Annotated in this window: 15 protein-coding genes; 9 read left to right on the top strand and 6 right to left on the bottom strand. The window is 41.3% G+C overall.

Annotation, left to right across the window (positions count from 1 at the left end):
- Nucleotides 1-2: 2 nt before the first annotated feature.
- The 7 genes from ACKWCF_RS08160 (at nucleotide 3) to ACKWCF_RS08130 (ending at nucleotide 5391) form a co-directional block, all read left to right on the top strand.
- Nucleotides 3-785 carry a hypothetical protein gene (locus ACKWCF_RS08160; protein ID WP_409480221.1) on the top strand — a complete coding sequence of 261 codons (783 nt, stop codon included), beginning with the start codon at nucleotides 3-5 and terminating at the stop codon, nucleotides 783-785.
- A gap of 11 nt (nucleotides 786-796) precedes the next feature.
- Complete coding sequence (locus ACKWCF_RS08155) at nucleotides 797-2107, top strand: hypothetical protein (RefSeq protein WP_409480220.1); 1311 nt, start codon at nucleotides 797-799, stop codon at nucleotides 2105-2107.
- A 66-nt stretch (nucleotides 2108-2173) separates the two neighbouring features.
- A complete protein-coding gene (locus tag ACKWCF_RS08150; RefSeq protein WP_409480219.1) occupies nucleotides 2174-3313 on the top strand; it encodes a 5-(carboxyamino)imidazole ribonucleotide synthase in 1140 nt (379 codons plus the stop codon).
- The gene (gene purE / locus ACKWCF_RS08145) at nucleotides 3310-3813 is read left to right on the top strand and encodes a 5-(carboxyamino)imidazole ribonucleotide mutase (protein WP_409480218.1); all 504 of its coding nucleotides are present in this window, start codon (nucleotides 3310-3312) and stop codon (nucleotides 3811-3813) included. Before ACKWCF_RS08150 ends, purE begins: the two co-directional genes overlap by 4 nt.
- A 1-nt stretch (nucleotide 3814) precedes the next feature.
- Nucleotides 3815-4207, top strand: a complete 393-nt coding sequence (locus ACKWCF_RS08140) for a YccF domain-containing protein (RefSeq protein ID WP_409480217.1) — start codon at nucleotides 3815-3817, stop codon at nucleotides 4205-4207.
- The gene (locus tag ACKWCF_RS08135; RefSeq protein ID WP_409480216.1) at nucleotides 4208-4651 is read left to right on the top strand and encodes a hypothetical protein; all 444 of its coding nucleotides are present in this window, start codon (nucleotides 4208-4210) and stop codon (nucleotides 4649-4651) included.
- Between the two features lie 86 nt (nucleotides 4652-4737).
- Nucleotides 4738-5391, top strand: coding sequence for a hypothetical protein (locus tag ACKWCF_RS08130; protein ID WP_409480215.1), 654 nt, complete (start codon nucleotides 4738-4740; stop codon nucleotides 5389-5391).
- A gap of 152 nt (nucleotides 5392-5543) precedes the next feature.
- Here the strand turns inward: ACKWCF_RS08130 and ACKWCF_RS08125 are convergent, their stop codons facing one another.
- From ACKWCF_RS08125 to mutM, 3 genes are all read right to left on the bottom strand, one after another.
- On the bottom strand, nucleotides 5544-8051 hold the full coding sequence (locus ACKWCF_RS08125) for an acyl-CoA dehydrogenase (RefSeq protein WP_409480214.1): 2508 nt from the start codon (nucleotides 8049-8051) through the stop codon (nucleotides 5544-5546).
- A 400-nt stretch (nucleotides 8052-8451) separates the two neighbouring features.
- Nucleotides 8452-8679, bottom strand: a complete 228-nt coding sequence (locus tag ACKWCF_RS08120) for an acylneuraminate cytidylyltransferase (RefSeq protein WP_409480213.1) — start codon at nucleotides 8677-8679, stop codon at nucleotides 8452-8454.
- Nucleotides 8680-8754: 75 nt separating this feature from the next.
- On the bottom strand, nucleotides 8755-9600 hold the full coding sequence (gene mutM / locus ACKWCF_RS08115; protein WP_409480212.1) for a bifunctional DNA-formamidopyrimidine glycosylase/DNA-(apurinic or apyrimidinic site) lyase: 846 nt from the start codon (nucleotides 9598-9600) through the stop codon (nucleotides 8755-8757).
- 29 nt (nucleotides 9601-9629) lie between these two features.
- Between mutM and ACKWCF_RS08110 the strand changes: the two genes are divergently transcribed.
- Entirely contained in the window at nucleotides 9630-10439 is an 810-nt protein-coding gene (locus ACKWCF_RS08110) for an NAD(P)H-hydrate dehydratase (RefSeq protein WP_409480211.1), read from the top strand.
- A gap of 49 nt (nucleotides 10440-10488) precedes the next feature.
- Complete coding sequence (locus ACKWCF_RS08105; protein WP_409480210.1) at nucleotides 10489-10911, top strand: hypothetical protein; 423 nt, start codon at nucleotides 10489-10491, stop codon at nucleotides 10909-10911.
- Here ACKWCF_RS08105 and ACKWCF_RS08100 read toward each other — a convergent pair whose 3' ends face one another.
- The 3 genes from ACKWCF_RS08100 to ACKWCF_RS08090 all read right to left on the bottom strand — a co-directional run bounded on the left by ACKWCF_RS08100 (nucleotide 10912) and on the right by ACKWCF_RS08090 (nucleotide 20896).
- Nucleotides 10912-14775: a tail fiber domain-containing protein gene (locus tag ACKWCF_RS08100; RefSeq protein ID WP_409480209.1), complete on the bottom strand. Its 3864-nt coding sequence runs from the start codon at nucleotides 14773-14775 to the stop codon at nucleotides 10912-10914.
- A 116-nt stretch (nucleotides 14776-14891) separates the two neighbouring features.
- Nucleotides 14892-20141 (bottom strand): tail fiber domain-containing protein, encoded by a 5250-nt coding sequence (locus ACKWCF_RS08095; RefSeq protein ID WP_409480208.1) that lies wholly within the window; start codon nucleotides 20139-20141, stop codon nucleotides 14892-14894.
- A gap of 113 nt (nucleotides 20142-20254) precedes the next feature.
- Nucleotides 20255-20896, bottom strand: coding sequence for a hemerythrin domain-containing protein (locus tag ACKWCF_RS08090; protein WP_409480207.1), 642 nt, complete (start codon nucleotides 20894-20896; stop codon nucleotides 20255-20257).
- Nucleotides 20897-20945 lie beyond the last annotated feature (49 nt).

The following is a 20945-nucleotide window of genomic DNA, read 5'->3' as shown; positions in this document are numbered from 1 at the left end:
AAATGAAAAAGCTTTTAACCTTGATAGTGTTAATGGCGAGTTTAAATATTCAGGCGGAACCCTTCCGCCTGAATATTTCCATCGCTGAAAAATGCAAAGAAAATTCTCCTGTATTAGTTTTACAGATGCCTGTTCCAGTTCCAAAGGAATTTAGCTTTTTAGTTGGCGGCAACGCTTCACTTTTACCTGCAGGATTGCAGCTTCAAACTAAATACGGCTTTGATGCTGTCGGCGCATCTAATAACGCTGTTCGCTCCACTTCAATTGCCGGACAATTTTTTAGTATTTTAGGGCCGCAGTCTAAAATATATATTGAAGCTGCCAAAGACGTACTTTGTGACCCGAACTCTAAAATTTCTTTTCTTTTTGATTTGGCCGACGAGCAATCACAGAAATATCACATCGTGGAATACAGACTTTCCCCAGATCCTGAAGCGCCATTATTGACCTCGGAAAACCGCAAAGCTGTTTTAAATAAAATTAACCACGTCTATTTAGAACATTTCATTTATTTTTTAAGCGACCAATTTCTTTGGTTTAATGACTACAACGATCAGGCTTTAGCTGAGTTTTTCTATAAACTCGAACCGCAATATTTACTGACAACAGAACAGGTTTCAAATGTTCTAACCAATCCTAAATACTCAGTTGAAATGACTGGTGAGAGAAGCTTAAAGCTTAATTTTGGTCCATCCCAATCTCTGACTTTTTTCATCGAAGTGAATGAATTTTTAAACTGGAAAAAATTCACTTTAAATGGACACGAAAGCAAATACAGAAAATAAAGGGTTTATCTATGAAATCAACAATTTTAAAAACAATAGCTATTTTAGCATTTTCACCAGCGGCTAATGCATTTATTAAGCTTAATAACTTTACCGAAGTTAAGCAGGCTAAGAATCAACAGATTGAGTGCGAAAAAATTTATGCGATTGAAAAACAATACGCCGCACTGGTCAGTGAACAAACGTTCATTCTTAACCGTCTGGCGACTGAAACAGTAAACAATAACGATCAGGAAAGAACAAAGCTTTTACAGCTTCTAGATGAAAACCGCCGTAAGCAAATGCAGGTCAAACTTAAAGAAAATTCTTTAAAACAGACCCTGATTGAAATCAACGTGCCCTTGCACTATAACGGTTTATCTAAGTTTTTACTGGAAAGGTCTCTTTCAACGCCCTTGTCGTCTACAGGACAGCTAAAAAGTCAGCTAAGCCAAGTGCATTCGCCAGTTGAGTTTCGCGAAGACTATAGCTTTGTAAACAGCAAGCCAAATCAATTACTTATTTCGTTTGAACATAATCAGATTTCGCTATCTATTTCACAAGGTCAGTTTTGCTTTACTGACGAAGTTAATCTAGGTGCGGTCATTTCATTTGATGTCGAACATGTTTTTCCCTCAGAAAATGTTATCTTCACCCATCATATTGGCTACGATCTAACTAAAGCTAGAACAGAGCAAATTTCGTTAGACGATACCTACAGCCGAAAATTAGTGTTTGAAAGTACTCTTGAGCCGATTGTGTCGGAAATCTTTAGCTTAAGTAATTTCTTTCTGATTAACGATAGCTATTTAAATAACCTGACACGCGAAGGATCTAAGAAAAAAGTAGTGACTCAAGAGACGAAGTGCCAACGAAAACCGGCAAAAACCAAAGATGATATGATCAATCCGAAATATGAATTCTTAAAAGTTAATGTAATTAGCTACATTTCAGGTTTAGACAACTTACGCTCTTCATTGCAACAAGCCAAAGAAAGTTTACATGCGCAAAGACAACTACAAAACACTGAATTACTCTCACAGCTTAAACAATACGGCCATTATAAGGTTTACGAAAACGGATTAATCGGCGTACCTGTTAAAGGCGCACAGAATGAAATGGAAGTTATCTTTGGCAAAGACAAACAGGGTCTTTTTATCGAACGCATTCTAGTTAATAACGCGGCCGTATTTGCCCTTGTAAATGAGCCCTTTGCTAACGCCGATACCAGTTTATTTCCAAGCAGATATCTGGAACCAGAAGAGTGCCTTGCGCCAAAAAAGAAACTCTTTCCGATCTGTGTACCGGGATTGAACAATTGCCTGGATAATAATCTGTTCTAATACATACTGCTTGTCATCGTGACCCTGGCCCCGTATATTCTAAACCACAAGGGTAAAGGGTCTCGTATGAATGCGAATACGGTCTTAGGTATTTTAGGTAGCGGACAGTTGTCACGTATGACAGCTCTGGCCGCGCACGAACTCGGGATCAAAACGCATATTCTTTGCACCGAGCCTAAAGATTCACTAAGTCCCGCCTCACAAGTTTCAACTTTTACAACGAAATCTGATTTTAATAATCTTGAACACATTCTAGAGTTTGCAAGTCGTTGTGATTTTCTGACATTAGAAAATGAATTTATCGACCAGTCTATTCTTGATGCCATTGAAGATAAATTTCCAGATAAACTTTACCCTTCAGCAAAAACATTTAAATTAATTGGCGATAAGATCACCGAGAAAAATACTTTTGCACAAGCTGGTATTGCCGTTTGCCCTTATAAAGAAGTTGCAACTAAAACTGATGTTCTGGATTTTATCAAACAGCACGGTTTACCCGTTGTTTTAAAATCAGCTAAAGGTGGCTATGATGGTTACGGCAATGTAACCATTAAATCTGAAGATGCTATTGATTCGGCTTTAGTAAAACTAAAGGGAGAAAAGTTAGTAGAAGCTTTTATTCCTTACACGAAAGAAGTGGCGATCATGGCCGCGCGTAATTCTACCGGTACCGTGCTTTACCCGATTGCCGAAACTGTGCAAGAAAATCACATCTGTCATTATGTTACATCGCCTTCTGATATTTCATTTGAAGTTGAAAAACAAATTAAAGACTACACTACGCGTGCGATGACAGCTATTGATGCCCGCGGGATTTATGCTTTCGAATTTTTCTTAACTGCAGACGGTAAAGTTTATTTAAATGAATCCGCCCCACGGCCGCACAATTCAGGTCATTACACAATGAATGCTTGTGTCACTTCACAGTTTCACAATCACGTGCGCAGTGTTTTAAATTTGCCACTGGGTGAAACGACGTTAATTACGAAATACACTGTGATGCTCAACTTACTGGGAACAAAATCACAGGTAGCCGAACTTCAGCCGATCAATGAATTTATGAATGTACCCAACGGCCATTTACATCTTTATGGCAAAACCGAATCTAAACCGGGACGCAAAATGGGCCACTTCACTGTTTGCGGAAACAATAAAGATGAGATCTTCGCAACCGTTAAAAAATTAAAAGGAATGTACTCATTATGAAAAAAATCGCACGCGCTTCTAAAAAATCAAAAGCTCAAGTGGCTGTTATCATGGGAAGCCAATCAGATTGGGAAACTATGAAAGCGGCATGCGATGTCTTAACTGATTTTAAAATTCCTTATGAGAAAAAAGTTTTATCAGCCCACAGAACTCCCGATGATATGCGTGATTTTGCCATGAATGCGCGCGATAATGGAATTAAAGTGATTATCGCCGGTGCTGGCGGAGCGGCTCACTTACCGGGAATGACAGCTTCCTACACGACCTTACCAGTGATCGGCGTACCCGTTAAATCTAAATCATTAGATGGTATGGATAGTTTACTTTCCATCGTGCAAATGCCAAAAGGTGTTCCTGTAGCAACCGTGTCTATCGGAAATTCTGCCAACGCCGGACTTTTAGCGCTTCAAATGTTAGCCATTGAAAATTCTGATATTGCCAAGAAGTTAGAAAAGTTTAGAAATGATCAAAGCGCTACAGTTAAGAAAATGAGGATTTAAGATGTTAAATTTTTTATTAAATATTTTATGGTTAGTATTCGGTGGCTGGGCTACAGCGATTTCATGGTTTACATCAGCCCTTATCATGGTGATTTCAATTGTCGGAATTCCATGGGCGCGTGCGGCTTTTAATATTGGTTTATTAAATCTTTGGCCTTTTGGTTCACAAGTGGTAGCTCGTGAAACAATCAGTGGTCACGATATCGGAACAGGTTCTTTAGGTTTTATCGGCAATGTGATTTGGTTTATTTTCTGCGGTTGGTGGCTAGCGGCCATGCATGTTTTCTGGGGCTTATTATTCTGCATTACCCTGATCGGAATTCCGGTTGGACTTCAGCATTTTAAATTAGCGAAGATTTCATTTGCACCCGTTGGTAAAGCGATCGTCTTTTAAATGAACTTCGCCAAAAAACATTACTTTTTCATCGGCAGCATTTGGGGTTTATGTATGGCCTTAGTCGTTGGCTACTGGGCGATGAATAAATCTTTATGGTCTATGATGTTTTCATTTGATAAGTATAATGGTTTTGTTCCTATTTTTTGTGGAAGCATGACCATTCTTTCAATGGCAAAAATGTTCGATAAAAAAATTAAAAATGAAAGTTACTGGCTTCGTGGCTTAATACTTCCAGTTGTTATTTTCATGACTGGCTCAGCTATTGGCTGTCTTTTTAATATTATGAATTATAGTGCTGAATACACTTTCGCTTCGCAATTTTACGACTATGTCGTTAAACCGATGTATTGGTTAACTGCTTTAGGTTTACCAGCAGCCGCAATTCTTGGCACTGGTTTGTTTATGGTAGTTTACAGTAAAGCAGGCCCGCTTCGCGTTTAAGACGCTCTCGCGATCTTAACAATACCCTAACTTGAGAATGCTTCTTAGATTTGGCAAAAAGACCTCACAAATCTCAGGGAGTAACCATGAAAACAATGTTATTTATCGCCGGTCTATTTTTAAATGTTAACGTTTATGCTTTTACGCAAAACGCGACTTTAGATTTCACAAATCTTTACAACAACACAAACGCTGGCAAATACGAAATGAGCGTAACTTTTGCTTCTAAAGCTACACCGTCAGTAAGCACTCTAAAATTTTCTACTCACCGTGATGACAATGATCTTTACTGTGTAACTGAAGCGCAATTTGAAATTGGTCAAATGACTTTCTCTTTAACAGACGTGAAAACTGGCTGGAGCTTTAACGTATCTAAAGCTGTGTTAGCAACAGTATCTCATCAATCAGATGATGAAACATGTGTAACGGATGCAAACTTTTTCGCTGGCGAAAAAACTTTATGGGCGCAAGTTGGTTTAAATCAAGCCATCGAACTTCCAGTAGCAGCTCCAGTTGGTTACGACCGTGTAGCGGCCTACCTATCACCATTTAACGGCTACTTAAATTTAGCAGCTTACTTAAATGTAGTTAACGGCCAATTAGTTGTTAACCCTAGCGAGTTATTAACAGCAAAAAGCATCACATCACAAAACACACAAAATGCTTCAGTAACTTATTACGTGTTCGCTTCTAAAGAAAACACATCTCTTTCTTTAGGCACTGGCTTAATTAAATTCTAAAGATAAAATTGAAATACAAATAAAAAAGGCGACTTCTTCAAGTCGCCTTTTTTATTTTCTAACTATCCGATTTTAGCACTAAGGAGCGCCTGAAGCGCTCCCTTTAGAATAAGGTCAGCCGGAGGCTGATCAAAACCAGAGGATAAAGCCTCTTAAGGAAGTTTATTCTGATATTCAGTTTCAGTAAAGTCATCAACCAAGATAGCATCGTAACGAACTTTATCCGCTTCAGATAAAAGTTTGAATTCATCTTGAGAGATAATTTTCTTAGCTAAAGCATCTTCCCATGAAGCCATGCCTTTTTTCTTAGGAATAGAGCCAGATTTAACTGCTGCACGGATTTTCTTTTCAGCCGCTTCAGCGCGAGTTACTACGTTAAACGCGTTTTCTAAACGAGCTGTTTGATCACCTTTAGCTAAACGCGCAATCACTTCAGCTGGACCGTGAGTTTTTTCGCCCACCCAGTAAATACCAGAAGTAATACGATCGCGTTGTTCGCCAGCTTTCATCATAGAAGCTGTGATTAAGTGTGACCAGCCGTCAGTACCTTGCGAACCGATTGAATTGATACGTGACCAAGCCCCTAAAATATCTTTCATTACGAAACGGTAGATACCACCAATTACTGGAACTTCTAATTTTAAGTTGTCAAATAAACCATCAAATGATTTTTGGATTTCAGCCATTTCATGTTTTAAGAAATACTGAACATACGGAAGATCTTCTTCACGTTGGCCTTCTTCTTCGAAACGGCGTAATACCGCAGTCGATAAGTACATGTGAGAGAAAATATCTGCAAAACGGCCAGTGATTTTTTCTTTTAATTTTAATTGGCCACCTAATGTACCCATCGCAACGTCAGCTAAGATAGCAAAAGTTGCTGAAGCCCATTGTAAACGGCGGTAGTGGATTTTTGTTTTAGGGTGCACGCCAGATGGAGCGCAAGCTAAGTAACCACGAGATAATGATAATAAAATCGAACGGCATAAGTTTGAAACTACGTGACCGATGTGACCCCAGAAAGCCGCATCAAAGCCTTTAGTATTACCTTCAGCGATTGTACGAACTTCTTCAAACGCATAAGGATGACAACGTAGGGCACCTTGCCCGAAGATGATTAAAGTACGAGTCATGATGTTCGCACCTTCAACCGTAATACCGATTGGCATTGCTACGTAACCTTCAGCGATTAAGTTTCTTTGACCTAAAGAAATACCGGCACCACCCATGATATCCATACAGTCATTCACGGCTGAACGAGACATTTCTGTGGCGTGGTATTTCATCATCGCAGTTACAACAGGAGGTTTGATACCCTTATCTAACGCACCTAATGTAAATCTACGAGCTGCATCTAGTGCATAGGCTTTTGAACCGATACGAGCCATTGGCTCTTCAACACCTTCGAATTTACCAATTGAAAGACCGAATTGTTTACGGATAAAAGCGTGAGATGAAGCTGTTCTATAACATAACTTCGCTCCACCAGTTGATTGTGCTGGAAGTGATACACCGCGACCCGCAGCTAAACACTCCATTAACATACCCCAACCTTTACCGCAGCCAGCAGCACCACCGACAACAGCGTCTTCGATTGTCACAACAACGTCTTTACCTTGTGTTGGACAGTTGTGGAATGGGATTGTTAAAGGATCGTGACGACGATCGTGAATTACACCAGGTGTAGAAGCTGGCACTAAGGCACAAGTGATACCTACGTCTTCGCCCTTACCTAATAAGTTTTCTGGATCTCGTAAACGGAACGCTAAACCAATCACAGTCGATACTTGGGCTAATGTGATCCAACGTTTGTTCCAGTTAAGTTTGATTTTTAATTTACCATCAGTGTCTTTAAATACTGTACCTGAAGAGGTGATAGAACCCGCATCAGAACCGGCTTGTGGCTCAGTTAAACCGAAGCATGGAATTTCTTGTCCTTTTGCTAAACGAGGTAACCAGTGATTTTTTTGCGCTTCAGTTCCGTAATGAATTAATAATTCTGCGGGACCTAAAGAGTTCGGTACCATGACCGAGATTGAAGCTGAAATTGAACGCGTTGATAATTTCATGACCACTTCTGAGTGCGCCATATTAGAAAAACCAAGACCGCCGTACTCTTTCGGAATGATCATTCCTAGGAAACCTTTGTCTTTAATGAATTGCCACATCTCTTGCGGCATTTCACGGTTACGCCAGATTTTCCATGGGTTAGCCATTTTACAAAGTTCTTCAACCGGGCCATCCATGAACGCTTGTTCTTCGGCAGTTAATTTTGCGTAAGGCTCGCTCAAGATTTTTTTGAAATCAGGTTTACCTGAGAATAAATCTTTTTCTACCCAAACTACGCCGGCTTCTAACGCTGTTCTTTCAGTGTCAGAAATTTTCGGCATAATCCCCTTCATCGCTTTCATCAGCGGTGTTGAGATCAATAAAGCTCTGATTGGTTTAATTAAGAATAAGACAAACAAAGCTGCAACAACCGCAGTGGCTGTCGTCGAAGCGCCCAGGCCGAATAATAGACCTACAGAGACCACCGCCCATACGAACAACGGCAGGCTAAAAAAGCCGATAAAAAGAAAGATTAAAATTGAACCAACGATCAGAAGCCAGCAGGGTGCTAGATTCGTCAAAAATCCTTGGTAAGCTAATAGTGCGTCCACAAAAGTCTCCTTAAGTTGCGGGCCTCAGGCCTGCATGATGTAAATATACAAATATTTCAGCACCTTAAGGGCTATCTGACAAGCAGCTTTCTCTAGAGCCTTAGCTCTTCAAGTCTATAAGAGGTAATACCCCATACCTTACAAGTTACGATGACCTGTGTTGTATCGAGATGGTCGAGTTTTAGCTCTACGAACTAAATAAAGTTTATAGAAGTTAAGAAGAAGAAGATTGGGACAAAGAGCGAAGCGATCCAATTAATAAAAGCGCCGATTCTAGCACTAGGACGACCGAGAGGTCGGCCCTTCAGAATAAGGTCAGCCGGAGGCTGATCAAAACAAAAAGCCAGCCCTTTTCAGGAACTGGCTTTTCATATCTAGCAATAACTAGCTAAAAAACTAATTACTTAGTTTCAGTAGCTGGCGCTGCTGGAGCTGCTTCAGTAGGAGCTGCAGTTGCTGCTGCGCCTTCTGTAGGAGCTGCTGTGCCTTCAGCTGGAGCTGCTGGAGTAGCTTCTGCTGTAGGTTGAGCTGCTTCAGTTGGAGCTGCTGCTTCTGGAGCGTTTTTAGAACAAGTAAAACCTGTTGTGAAAGATAAAGCTAATAAAGCTGTTACTAATAATGCTTTCATGGAAAGTCCTTTTGTTAAAACCGGTAACGGTTATTGTTTATTAAGTTTGTGTTAAATTAAAGAAATCACGAATTTCTACCTTTGGCAAGCGTTACAAAAAAAAGTTGATCGACCTGCTTGAACTTTACGAACTATGATTCCCGTCTTACACCGAGTGCATTTTGTCTTTTCTTTGCCATAAACTAAGTGTGATTTTTGAAAACTTCCCTCTTCTTCATTCACATTTCTGTAGTTTTTAATACTCGATCCGCCTTTAGAAATGGCTTGTTTGAGATTTTTTTTGATCGCCTGAACCAGCTTTAAAAATGATTCTTTTTTAACCTTTGAAGCGATTTTAAACGGGCTAAGTTCGGCTAAAAACAAGGCTTCGCAGGCATAAATGTTACCAACACCGACGATATTTTTTTGGTTCATAATGAAGGTTTTCAGAGGGGATTTTGACTTTTTAGCCTGTTGATACAGTTCTTCGATTTGCTGGTCATTCATCTCAAGCGGTTCAAAACCGTAGTTTGCAAAATAGGTCGCCAAATCCTGTTTTCTAATCGCATGAACAAAACCAAAACGGCGTGGATCGTTGTAAATAAGCCACAACTCTTTGTCTTTGCCGTCTTCAAAACCGAGCGCTAAGTGGTCGTGCTTTTTCGGGGTATACTGGGACAACTGCCCTTTATGGGTGCTCCATGCCCCGGTCATCCCCAAATGGGAAATGATTAAATAATCAGCAAACTCAATGACAATAAACTTAGCCCGGCGATGAATATTGAGAAGTTTATTTTCGCCGTTAACGATCTTTTGTATAATTTTATCGGGGATGGGAAAGCGCACGTCCTTGCGCCAAAGCTTGGTGGCTTTAAGTTTTTTACCGATCACAATATCATTTAAATTACGAACGACGATCTCGACTTCTGGTAGTTCAGGCATGGCACCCATACTGCAATATTTCTTTTTAAATGTCGTCAATATTTCGTATTACAAAAAAAGATCTTCAAAAATTTCTGCCTCAGCGCGCAGATTCTGCTAATAAAACTCATGGCGGAAAATGCCTGATCCTTGCAGGCTCTGAAGGAATGTGGGGCGCTTGTTATTTATCCGCCCTCGGTGCAGCTCGCGTTGGTGCGGGTTATGTTTATTTACCGGCAACGACAAAAAACTTAAGCGATTATCCTGATTTTCTCTCTTACAAAATTTCTGAAAAAATGAACCTTGATCATTTTAAGGCTTTGGCGATTGGCCCGGGATTAACTGTTACACCGACAATAAAAAAACTTTTTCATCACCTCGAAGAAGAATTCGCTAAACCTGTAATTATCGATGCGGGAGCTTTAGCGCTGGTAAAAAAAATAAAAGAAAACTGGATTATCACTCCGCACGAAGGCGAGCTGGCAAAACTTTTAGATATGTCTTCTGACGAAATTCGCAAAGACCGCTTTAAAGCGGTGAAAATGGCACAAGAAAAATTTGGTGGCATTGTCGTTTTAAAAGGCCATCACACATTAGTGGCTACAAAATCCATGATCTATGAAATTCAAACTGGCAACAAAGCCTTAGCTAAAGCCGGAACTGGAGATGTGCTTACCGGAATGATTGTGGGTTTTCTTGCGCAAGGTCTAAATCCAATAGACGCCGCTGTTCTGGCCTGCGGAGTGCATGGCTATATCGCTGATCGCTGGGTGAAAGATAAAGATTATCTGTCATTAATGGCTTCCGACTTAATTGATGAAATTCCGCGAGCACTTTTCACCTTAAGAAAGAAAAAATGATTGCCACTCGAAAAGGCCTTAAGCCAAAATTAAAAAAGATGAGGGCTTTATGATTAAGAATATCTTTTCATTCGTGGTTTTAGCTTTAACGAGTTTTTTATTTTCTTGCGCACCACAATCTGATCAAAACAGCACCGGTCGCCCTAAGCAGGACCAAGTCACCGAGGAAGCGGTAAATCTTTTAAGTTCAAACATCTGGTGCCAACAAAATACCACAACGGGAGCCACTGAATACCGTTGGATTTTTGATAAAAACTTTAAAGTCACCTCAACTCAAGTTTCGTCACAACTTCAAGAGTCATATACTTGGACAATTAATACAAACAATGTGCTTGTGGTGTTTCTAGCCCCCGAAGTACCTTTATTTACGAAGCAAGTTTTTTACAGCTACAACGTAAACATACACAAACGCACCATGATCTGGAAAGATTCAACAGCGCCAGATCTTATAAACTTTATCGAATGTGAATAATTATTTCTGCTGCGGCAAAGATTTTTCGATGCGATCAAGACGCTCTTTTAATTCTTTGATTTCTTGATCTTTAGCTTTGTTTTCTTCTTTTAGCGAAGCAATCTCACGCTGTACACCTGTGATCTCATGATAAAGGTCTTTAATAGCATTAATCATCGCCCAGAAAATCGGCGTTGTATTTAATGATAAAAAGCCATCTTTATCTTCTTTCACTGCCTCAGGAATATTGGCTTGTACATTTTGCGCAAGCACTCCGGTAAATTCTTTTTCCGGATCAATTTTTTTAATATTACCTTCTTTATACGAATAAATAATCGTGTCGATATTTAAAATTTCTTTTAAACCACGATTATAGCTGCGCTTTACATCTTTTAAACGCGCATCTGATGGCACAGTCCAAGCAATATCACCAGAGGCACGATATGGAATTCCCGTGATTGTTAAATCTCCGGTGATACTTAATGAACCTGTCATGCTATCACCGCTTTTTTGAACTGAAGCATCAACGAAGGCTAACGATCTCCAAGCTCCCCAATCACCTTGCGTATCGTCTTTAGCGCGCACTCTGACTCCTGGACTACCGCCAGCTTCACTGTTCCAGTTTACACCGATTTGCGCTCCGGTAGCTCCATTGCGCGTTGTCCATCCTGTCCAGTAAGTGCTTCCAATACCCGTAGCTGTGCCACCATAATCTTGCCATCCTGAAATACTAGAGCTGTATGACGACCATGGCACAGGCGTGGCCCAACCAGAACCCCAGTCATTAAACTGAATTGCCGAACCCGGAATATTTGTAAGCTGTGAACCATCACCAATAAAGGCTGTGGCTTTCACGTTTCCGGTCACTTCTAATTTTTCTGCTGGATTTGTATTACCAATACCTACTCGTCCGGTGTTCATAATACGCATCACTTCAGTCGATGTGTAAGTTCCGTTAATATCGGCGCGATTTGGTCTAACGAAAAATCCAAACATTGAATTCGAATAAAGTTCGGTCATGCCACTTGAAATACCAAAACCATGTCCATCAACAACATCTGTTGGGTAAAGATTAATATAGCGAGGCCCTAAACCATAAGCGTAAGTGGTTGGACTAAATGCAAGCTTTGCATCACCCTTCACACCTGCAACTGGAGCACCAGCCACATGTGAAATCACTAAGCGACCGTCTGTAGGATTTGCGGTACCAATACCTACGTTACCTTCTTTAGCGACAGTGAATAAATTTGTCCAAGCCGCATTATAACCACGCTCCCAAATTTGCCATTGGTTATCTGACGGACGAACACCGTAAGCAAATGTTCCTGACTGCGTATCGCTTAATCCATTGTAGCTTGAATAAATATCTAAATTAGGCGAAGCATCGGTGCGATCGATATAGATGGCATCTGACGTAGCTGCTGTGCTTTTTAAATGTAATCGCATAACTGGAGCTGTTGCTCCGATACCAACATTACCGCCTGATTTCATCAGCAGTAAATTACCGTAACCTGCAGCTACGTTGGCGATCTCCCAGGCCGAGTAATAAGTGGCTCCGTTAAAATAACCAGCCACGGTTTTCACACCAGGGTTTCCGTTATTTGACAAAGATAAGTTTGAACCGGTTGAAATAATCGCTCCTGCCGGAAGTTCAGCAAAGCCACCATATTCTGCGGTTAAGCGAATAGCGTTTGAATTTCCTAAACCAAACTGTGGCATCCCGCCATTTGGCGTAATATAGGCGCGAGTCACATCACTTGAATCATTAATGCGAAGCCAATGCGCCGATTGCGAGGGCGCGGCTTTCAATGTTAACACATCACGAGACGAGTTATCATTAACAGCATGTAACATTGCCGTCGGTGCACTCACGCCAATACCTACAGTACCAGAACCAGTCACTGTCATGCGGGTTTGCGAATTCACATCAAAAAATAATTTATCAGCGCTTGTATTGCTAAACTGATAAGATATTGCTCCACGCTTAGGGGTTCCTGTTATACCAAAATAAATTGATGCTTTTCTTATGGCGGTTGTAAAAAATCCTAAAGCGACATCATTGGATTCATTATCAAATGTAGCCACAGTATCTGTTGATGGCGTATTTGGAGAAAAGCCATCACCGTCAACCGAAAGTTTTGCCAGCGGCGTGCCGGTACCAATACCAACATTTCCACCCTGCTGAGCGATAAGCACTGAACCTTTTGTCGTATTGGTTGTTGATTCAAGACGTAAAATTCCAGAGATTGCCGTACTTCCGTAAATAATTGGTGTAATCATTCCAGAGGTTGCAGTAATTGAAGCGCCTTGAATATTTGATGACGTGGTGATCGTACCTGAAGAATTAATATTTCCAGCAACGCCTAATCCGCCACCAACGACTAATGCCCCTGTCGTGGAATTTGTCGAAACCGTAGTACTTGAAACCACCACTGAACCTGTTGGTGTAAGATTAATATTTCCCGGCGATGTAATATTTGAGGCGTTATCGTAAGTTCCTGAAGAACTCGCTGTTGCGATAGAACGACGAACACCAGAGCCATCAGTTAAATAAAAAGCTGAGCCATCATATTCAAAAGAACCAGCTTGCGGTGTATTTACCAAAGTGCTTGAGCTTAACTTAATTAATGGTGTTGCACTTGTGCCACCAGCGATATGTAGCTTGGCTGTTGGAGCTGTGGTACCAACACCAGTCGTACCACTTGCAGTAATGTAAATACGGCGAACGTTTCCGGTGCGCAATGAATAGTTATGATCTGTCATACTTCCCGAAAACACATCAACACCGCTTGTGCTTGTACCCATGATAAATTCAATATCATTGATGACGTCACGCCCTTGAAAATAAGTGTTTCCATTACCGAATAAAGTAACAGAGTCTGTGCTGTCACTTATCGCCGTAGCTTCAGAATTATTATCTGCCACTGTGAAACGCGATGTAGGCGAAGTTGTGCCGACACCCACATAACCAGAGTTATAAACAATTGATGATCCAGAGCTCACCCACTGTGAACTTGTAATTCCAGACACCGCTGCTTGAAGATTTGCAACATCAGTAGAAAGAGCAGCCACTGAAGAAGAAACGGCGTTCACAGAACCAGAAACTGTGTTCAACGTTAAGCTTAGCGAACTCACTGTAGAATCTAAAGAGGCCACCGTTGACGAAACTGAAAATACAGACGATGAAACCGAAGTGACAACATTTGATAAGGTGGTTAAATTGGCATTGTCGGCCGGCGTATATCCTAAGGCAGAAGTTACCGACCCCGAAGTTACGCCACTGCTAACAGCTAAGCAGGTAAAATTTGTGCCTGTGTAATGAAGCGCTTCGCTGGCTGCACAGTTAGGAATTTGCGCTATTTGAACAAAATCATTAGCCACGTACCCAGATAAACGAGTCGCTTCATCAGCGTACATCGCGTAAGGTACAGCGTTGATGTTCATCGCAGGCAATGTTTGCCAACCATTACCATCATGAAACTGCATCACGATTTTTCTGATATCATCCGCCGCCGGCGAATAACTCACGGGACCACCCGCATCACAAGACAAGCTCGGCGTGATATTAGAAAACACATCAGCAAAAGTTGGAGAACTTGTCGGATAAGTTTTTACACCAGAACCTAGTGAGAAAGAAATTAATCCGCCGGTTGAAGTCATATTCACCGCCGAATAGGTTTCTGAATACAAAATACAGTTTCCGGATGGATCTAAGATCGTGAATTTAAAATTAACGTTAGAAGCTTCAAGAGGATAACCATTTGGCTTTACGATTTTGGCTTGATAGGTCGTTCTTGCCGGACCAGCGAATGCAAGTAGGCCGCTAAATAGCAGCAAAAGCACAGTCGCAAAATGAGACAGAGTACGTCCTACATTCAAGTTCACACTATCAAATCGGCTTATTTTCAAAACCAGTTGAGTGACATAAACTTACCTATCGCAACTCGCAAAATATTTTTTTATAAATGTTTATATCCGGTTAAATAGCTGTTAAAAACAAACTATTTACAGATAGGAGCTGATGGGTCCTTCGCGCATAAATACGCTTTTATCTCGGAGTTTTCCTGTTTGATTTTCGCGTTTTCAGCTTTGATTATTTCGTTTTCTTGCTTCACTGAAGCGATCGCACGGTCTTGTGCTTCGTCGTTTTTAATAACTTCTAGCACTTGATGGTAAAGCTCTTTAACTGCATTAAGCATCGCCCAGAAAATCGGAGTTGTATTTAAAGATAAAAAGCCATCTTTATCTTTCTTAACAGCTTCAGGAATTTGTTTTTGCACTTGTTGCGCTAACACGCCTGTATATTTCACTGTTGAATCAATCTGCTTTGGATTATCTTTTTTGTAATTAAAATAGATCGTATCGATATTCGCGATTTCACGAAGTCCGCGATTATAGTTTCCAGAAACATCTTTAAGTCTTGCATCTGACGGAACAATCCACGCTGAATCACCCCCATTACGGTAAGGCGTACCGCTAATACGAATATCACCGTTAACGTCAAGAGGATAGGCTGCTGCCGAGTTCATACCGATTCCGACATAGCCTGTGGCGCGCGCTACGGCTACACCGTACTTTTCAACGCCGGCTTCCATTGTGATTAACGAAAGTAAATCCAGACCTGAATGGTAACGTACAATACCACCGTAAGAGGTCGTATTAAATTCACTGATAAAAATATCGCGGTAATAAGTATCTTGAGAATCAATACGCAAAGCTGTGGCATTCGCCGCACCCAAGCCACCGATATTAAGTTTTGTCGCTGGTGAACTTGTACCCATTCCGACATTACCTGACTGCAGAATTGTCATATCAGGTGCGCTTGATAAGTTACCATGACGAATATGAAGAGCATTATTTGCCGTTGGATCTGCTTGAAAGTACCATTCGTTTGTACCATCACGACGTAAATGTAAATACCCGCCATCGCTCGCATTTGAATTAAGTGCAGCCATGTTTGCATTTGATCCATTGGTTGCATTTGAAACTAAAACTTTTGATCTGACCTCTAAGGCCGCTGTTGGAGCACTTACACCAATACCCACATTACCTGCGAAGAAATTATTTTCAGTCGCATCGACTTGATAAACACCGTAACTATTTGTTCCCGCTGACTCTTTAATATATACACCGTAACCAGTTGTTACAGGACCACTTGATGCATTATCAACATAAACCCCGTAGGCTCTCGCCACAGTTCCTGCACCAGCATTCCAAGCTCCAGCAGTTAAGCCAATAACGCTATTTACAGCACCCGCGGCTTCATTTGAAGCGTAGGCAAAAACACCGGTCGCGCTTGAAACCGTACCTGTGCCGTGGTGGCTTGCTTGCCCGTAAAGCCCGTTAAGACTTCTTATATTTCGCGTGTTCGAGGCTTTAGTAAAAACTTCGAAATCTCCGGCAAAAGCGTTCGTGCTCGTGTTTGCAGTAGGATCGTATTGTATAAATGAACTCATACCACTCGTCCACTCAGAGACAGAATCAGTCACGCGCTCTTCAAGATTAATAGTCGACGTATAACTTTGCCCTGGAAACAACAGTGTACTTTGATTAAGGGCCGCAGAACTACCAAACGCTGAGTAACCTTTAACTCTAAAAGTACCGCTTACGTCCATCAACATCGAAGGTGTGGTTGTTCCGATACCGATGTTACCATTGTATGCAATAGACATAACTTCATTTTCAGAAGTAAAGTCAGCACCACTATGTTGCAGAAATGCCAATCGTCCTCTTCCGAATGATGTTTCATTTATTTTTTGAATTGATGGACCCTGAACTGTATTTACAGCATCGTCAATATCTCCATAAAAAGATAATTTTGCACTATCTTGATTTGTCGACACGCCGTATGTTGGAGCCACTATAACTCGTCCACCAACGCCAGTAGCAAATTTTGCAGTTCCTCTAACATCTAGCTTTGCAACTGGGGCGCTAGTTCCAATACCGACGTTACCCGCTCCATTAACCGTCAAGCGCTGAGAACCTGACGTAGAAATTGAAAAATCATTACTAAGATTCGAAGCTAAAGTATATTGCGGTGTAACTGTAGCAAACGCTGGCGGTGTCCCGCCATCCACAGCGGCCGTAGGTGTGCCGCTTGCAGATGATTCGGTTTTAATATTGTATGTGTAGGTATTTGAAGATTGCGAAAAACGTAAATAAGGCGTTCCCGTTGATGCATCAAAATACCATGTAAAGTTTGATAAATTATCATTTAATTCTGGGGCTGTAACATACGCACTTTGGCCACCCTTTGTTACAACCAGTTGAAACCTAGCCTGAGTGCCTGCAGTGATATCAGTTAGAGTTCTTGTGGTAGAAATTTCGACTTGTGTATTTTGTGCACCAGCCGGAAAAGTTAGTAATACTTTTTGCCCAGCCACAGCCTGTGCATTGGAAACGTTTACGGCTTTTGCCCACGAATATATTGTCGAACCTAAACCAGTAACTCCGGTAATATTTATTTGCGAAGCCGTAAGCGTTCCACTCACATTAACTGAACCACTGACATCAAGTTTTGCTGTGGGTGTTGTTGTGCCGATACCTACATTGCCGCCAGATTTCATCAGCAGTAAATTTCCAAAGCCTGAAGCCACATTGGCAATTTCCCAAGCTGAATAAAAATTTGTTCCATTAAAATAGCCGGTCATCACTTTAAACCCAGCACCACCGTTAGAATTCATAATAGATAAATTTCCATTCGAATTAACTAAGGTTCCCGCTGGAACTTCATTAGCCCCACCGTATTCTGATGTTAAATAGATGGCGTTTGTCACCCCCAACTGAAGTTGTGTCATACCACCGTTTGGCGAAATTGAAGCGCGTTGCACATTGGCTGAATCCAGCATACGAAGCCATGGGGCAGATTGTGACGGCGCTGCTTTTAAAACAGCTATGTCTTGAGTTGGATTAGTATTCACCGCATGCACGACAGCTGTCGGTGCACTTGTTCCGATACCTAGAGTGCTACTTGCTGTTAAAACCATACGCTCTTGTTGATTCACATCAAACGTGATTTTATCTAACGACGCAGATGTGTTGAGATGATAGTTAATCGCTCCTAGCGAAGGCACACCTGTATAGCCAAAAAACAGCGAAGCCTTACGGTTTAATCCCGTCATTAACGAGATACCCATATTTGCTGATTCGTTATCAAATACCGCAACTGTTCCTGCAGGTGGCGTGTTTGGCGAAAGCCCATCACTATCAACATACAATTTTGCTAGAGGCATAGCCGTACCGATACCTACGTTTCCACCAGAAGATCCTTGCGCCATTAAGATATAACCTTTGGTCGCATGAGTTGTAGATTCAAGACGTAGATTATTCATAATGCCAGTGCCACCGTAAATAATAGGTGTGATCAAATTTGATGCTGCGGTAATTGCCGAAACGCTCACACTTCCTGCGTTATAGCTAATTGATGTACCCGAACTCACCCACTGCGAACTTACAATCGTTGCACTATTAGCTGGTGTATAACCTAAAGCCGATGTCACGGCTGCCGATGTGGCATCTATTTTATTCATAAAAGTTAAATAGTCAGCGTGCGACAATAAACCAGCCGTCACCGCTGCTGTTGAAGCCAGAGGAATATTAAATGTATGAACACCATTGGCAGTTGCGATGTTAAATGCAGTTCCATTTGTTCCAGTCGCAAAAGTTTGTGCGCCTGAAGCTGAACCATTTAGCGCCGTAATACCTGCGCCAGCCACACCAAAAGGTAACCACGATGTACCGTTACAGTATTCAACAGCACCCGCACTATAACGTAAAGTTCCTGCATAAGCTGCGGCACAGGTTGCAGTTTCGTTACCGATTCTTACGCCACCGACGACATCTAGTTTGGTAACGGGAGAACTCGTTCCGATTCCGACATAACCTTGCGAATCAATTCTTACTCTTTCAAGGGGGTTCGCGGTTCCAGAACTTGATGTTTGAAAAACTAAATGTGAACCCGCAGAGGTATTTGTAAAATCTTGGCTAGCAATAGCTCGAATTAAAGCTGCATGTAAAAGCGTTCCTGAAGCGTTTACACCACGAAAAGAAACTGATCCTAAAAAATCATTTTGCAAAACACCTGTAGGGTTTGCAATTGTACCGCGGGCTTTAATAAAGTTAAAACGTCCTTCACCTGCACCACCAAGATCATAGGCAGCCTTCAAAGTCGGACCATTACTTAAAGGATCAAACTCGTGTTGAAGCTCCCAGTTAGCTGACGGTGACCAGTTCACCTGAAATAACGTGGTTGGATTACTTGTTCCAACTCCCACAAATCCACTTGAATATGAAATTGTCGAACCTGAAGTTACCCATTGCGAACTTGTAATTCCAGAGACTGCTGTTTGAAGATTTGCCACTGTCGATGAAACAGAGTTAATCGAACCCGACAATGCCGCAACTGCTGAAGAAACTGAATTCACAGAACCGGAAACCGTGTTTAATGTTGTACTTAATGAAGTCACCGTGGAATTTAAAGCCGCCACAGTTGATGAAACTGAAAACACTGTCGAAGAAACAGAAGAAATATTGCTATCAGTACTTGATAACGAAGATGTTAAAGCCGTAACACTTGCACCATCTGCCGGAGTATAACCAAGAGCGGTAATCACTGAACCCGATGTTACACTTGCGCCACCACTACCTACAGCCACACAGGCAAAACTAGCACCGTTATAACGTAAAGCTTCACTCACTCCACAAGATGGAATCATCGACATTTGCACGAAATCAGAAAGACCTAAGCCATTAAATTTTAACGAATCATTGGCGTACATTGCGTAAGGTACCGCATTGATCGTCATCGCCGGTAGCGTCTGCCAACCAGGACCATCATTGAATTGCATAACGATCTTACGCGTATCAGTCGCAAGTGGAGTGAAAACTGCTGGAGGGCCACCACCTGTATCGCACGGCATGTTGGGTGTGATATTACTAAAAATTTGTTCAAATGTCGTCGCACTTGCCGGATAAGATTTAATTCCTGAACCTAAAGAAAATGAAATCAATCCACCGGTTAAAGACATATTCACTGACGAGTAAGATTCAGTATATAAAACACAAGTCGCCGAAGGATCTAGAATGGTAAATTTAAAATTTACATTTGAAGCTTCAAGAGGATAGCCATCCGGTTTAATAATTTTAGCTTGGTAAGTTGTTTTTGATGGACCTGCAAAAGCAAACGCTCCGCCGAATAGCAGCGCAAACACAGTCGCAAAATGAGACAGAGTACGTCCAACATTCAAGTTCACGCATACAAATCGGCTTTTTTTGAGAGTGAGTTAAGCGATATAACCTTACCTATTTTAACTCACAAAATATTTTTCTACTGCTGTTTAATTTCAGTTAAATTGCTGTTAAAATCTTAGAGAAAGATACCCTTAGCGCGTATCTCGCTCATTCCCAAATAGTTATCACACAGACTGATATAGTCGCTGGTCAGATCATTAAGCTGACCTGAATTAACTTTATCTGTAGCGAGTGGGAACACTTCAGCCTCTTCTTTTTTAAAGTGATTGGCGATCAATTCACAAAGCATCATTGATTTAGCTTCAACATCTTCTGTCCATAAAGACATAAAATGCATGTCGCGAAGATCATCCATAACTTGATAAATCAGTTCGTGTTCGTCTTGCGCTAAATTCCCCTCAACCCGTTGTTCTTTTTCTGAACTGGCGATAAGAACTTTATATAACGTTTGCTCTTCAGCTTTAGCGTGCATTTCAAAAAGCTGTAATAAACGATCCAAGTGCTGTTGTTTTTCCTCATCCTTAGTGTCGCGATCCAAACAAATCACCAAAGATTCTTTCATATAATCATGATGCAATCTTAAAACATCGACTAGTTTTGCATTTTTACGTAATAAACGATCTAGCTCCTGACGAATCTCAACAATGGTATGAACGTCACCGCGTAAAGATTTACGCATGTCGTGCAGGATATCATGAAACAGGCCGCCTTTGCGCGACGTTGAATATGTAGTCTCACGGTTATCAGCAATGGTCATAATGCCCCCTTTCACTTTCAACCATGAAAAGAGCAAAGCCCGGGCCGCG

The sequence above is a fragment of the Pseudobdellovibrio sp. HCB154 genome (assembly GCF_046267985.1).
In the GTDB taxonomy this organism is placed as follows: Bacteria; Bdellovibrionota; Bdellovibrionia; order Bdellovibrionales; family Bdellovibrionaceae; genus Pseudobdellovibrio.
Note: the sequence above shows the minus strand (reverse complement) of the source record. Positions and strands in the feature narration are given on the sequence as shown.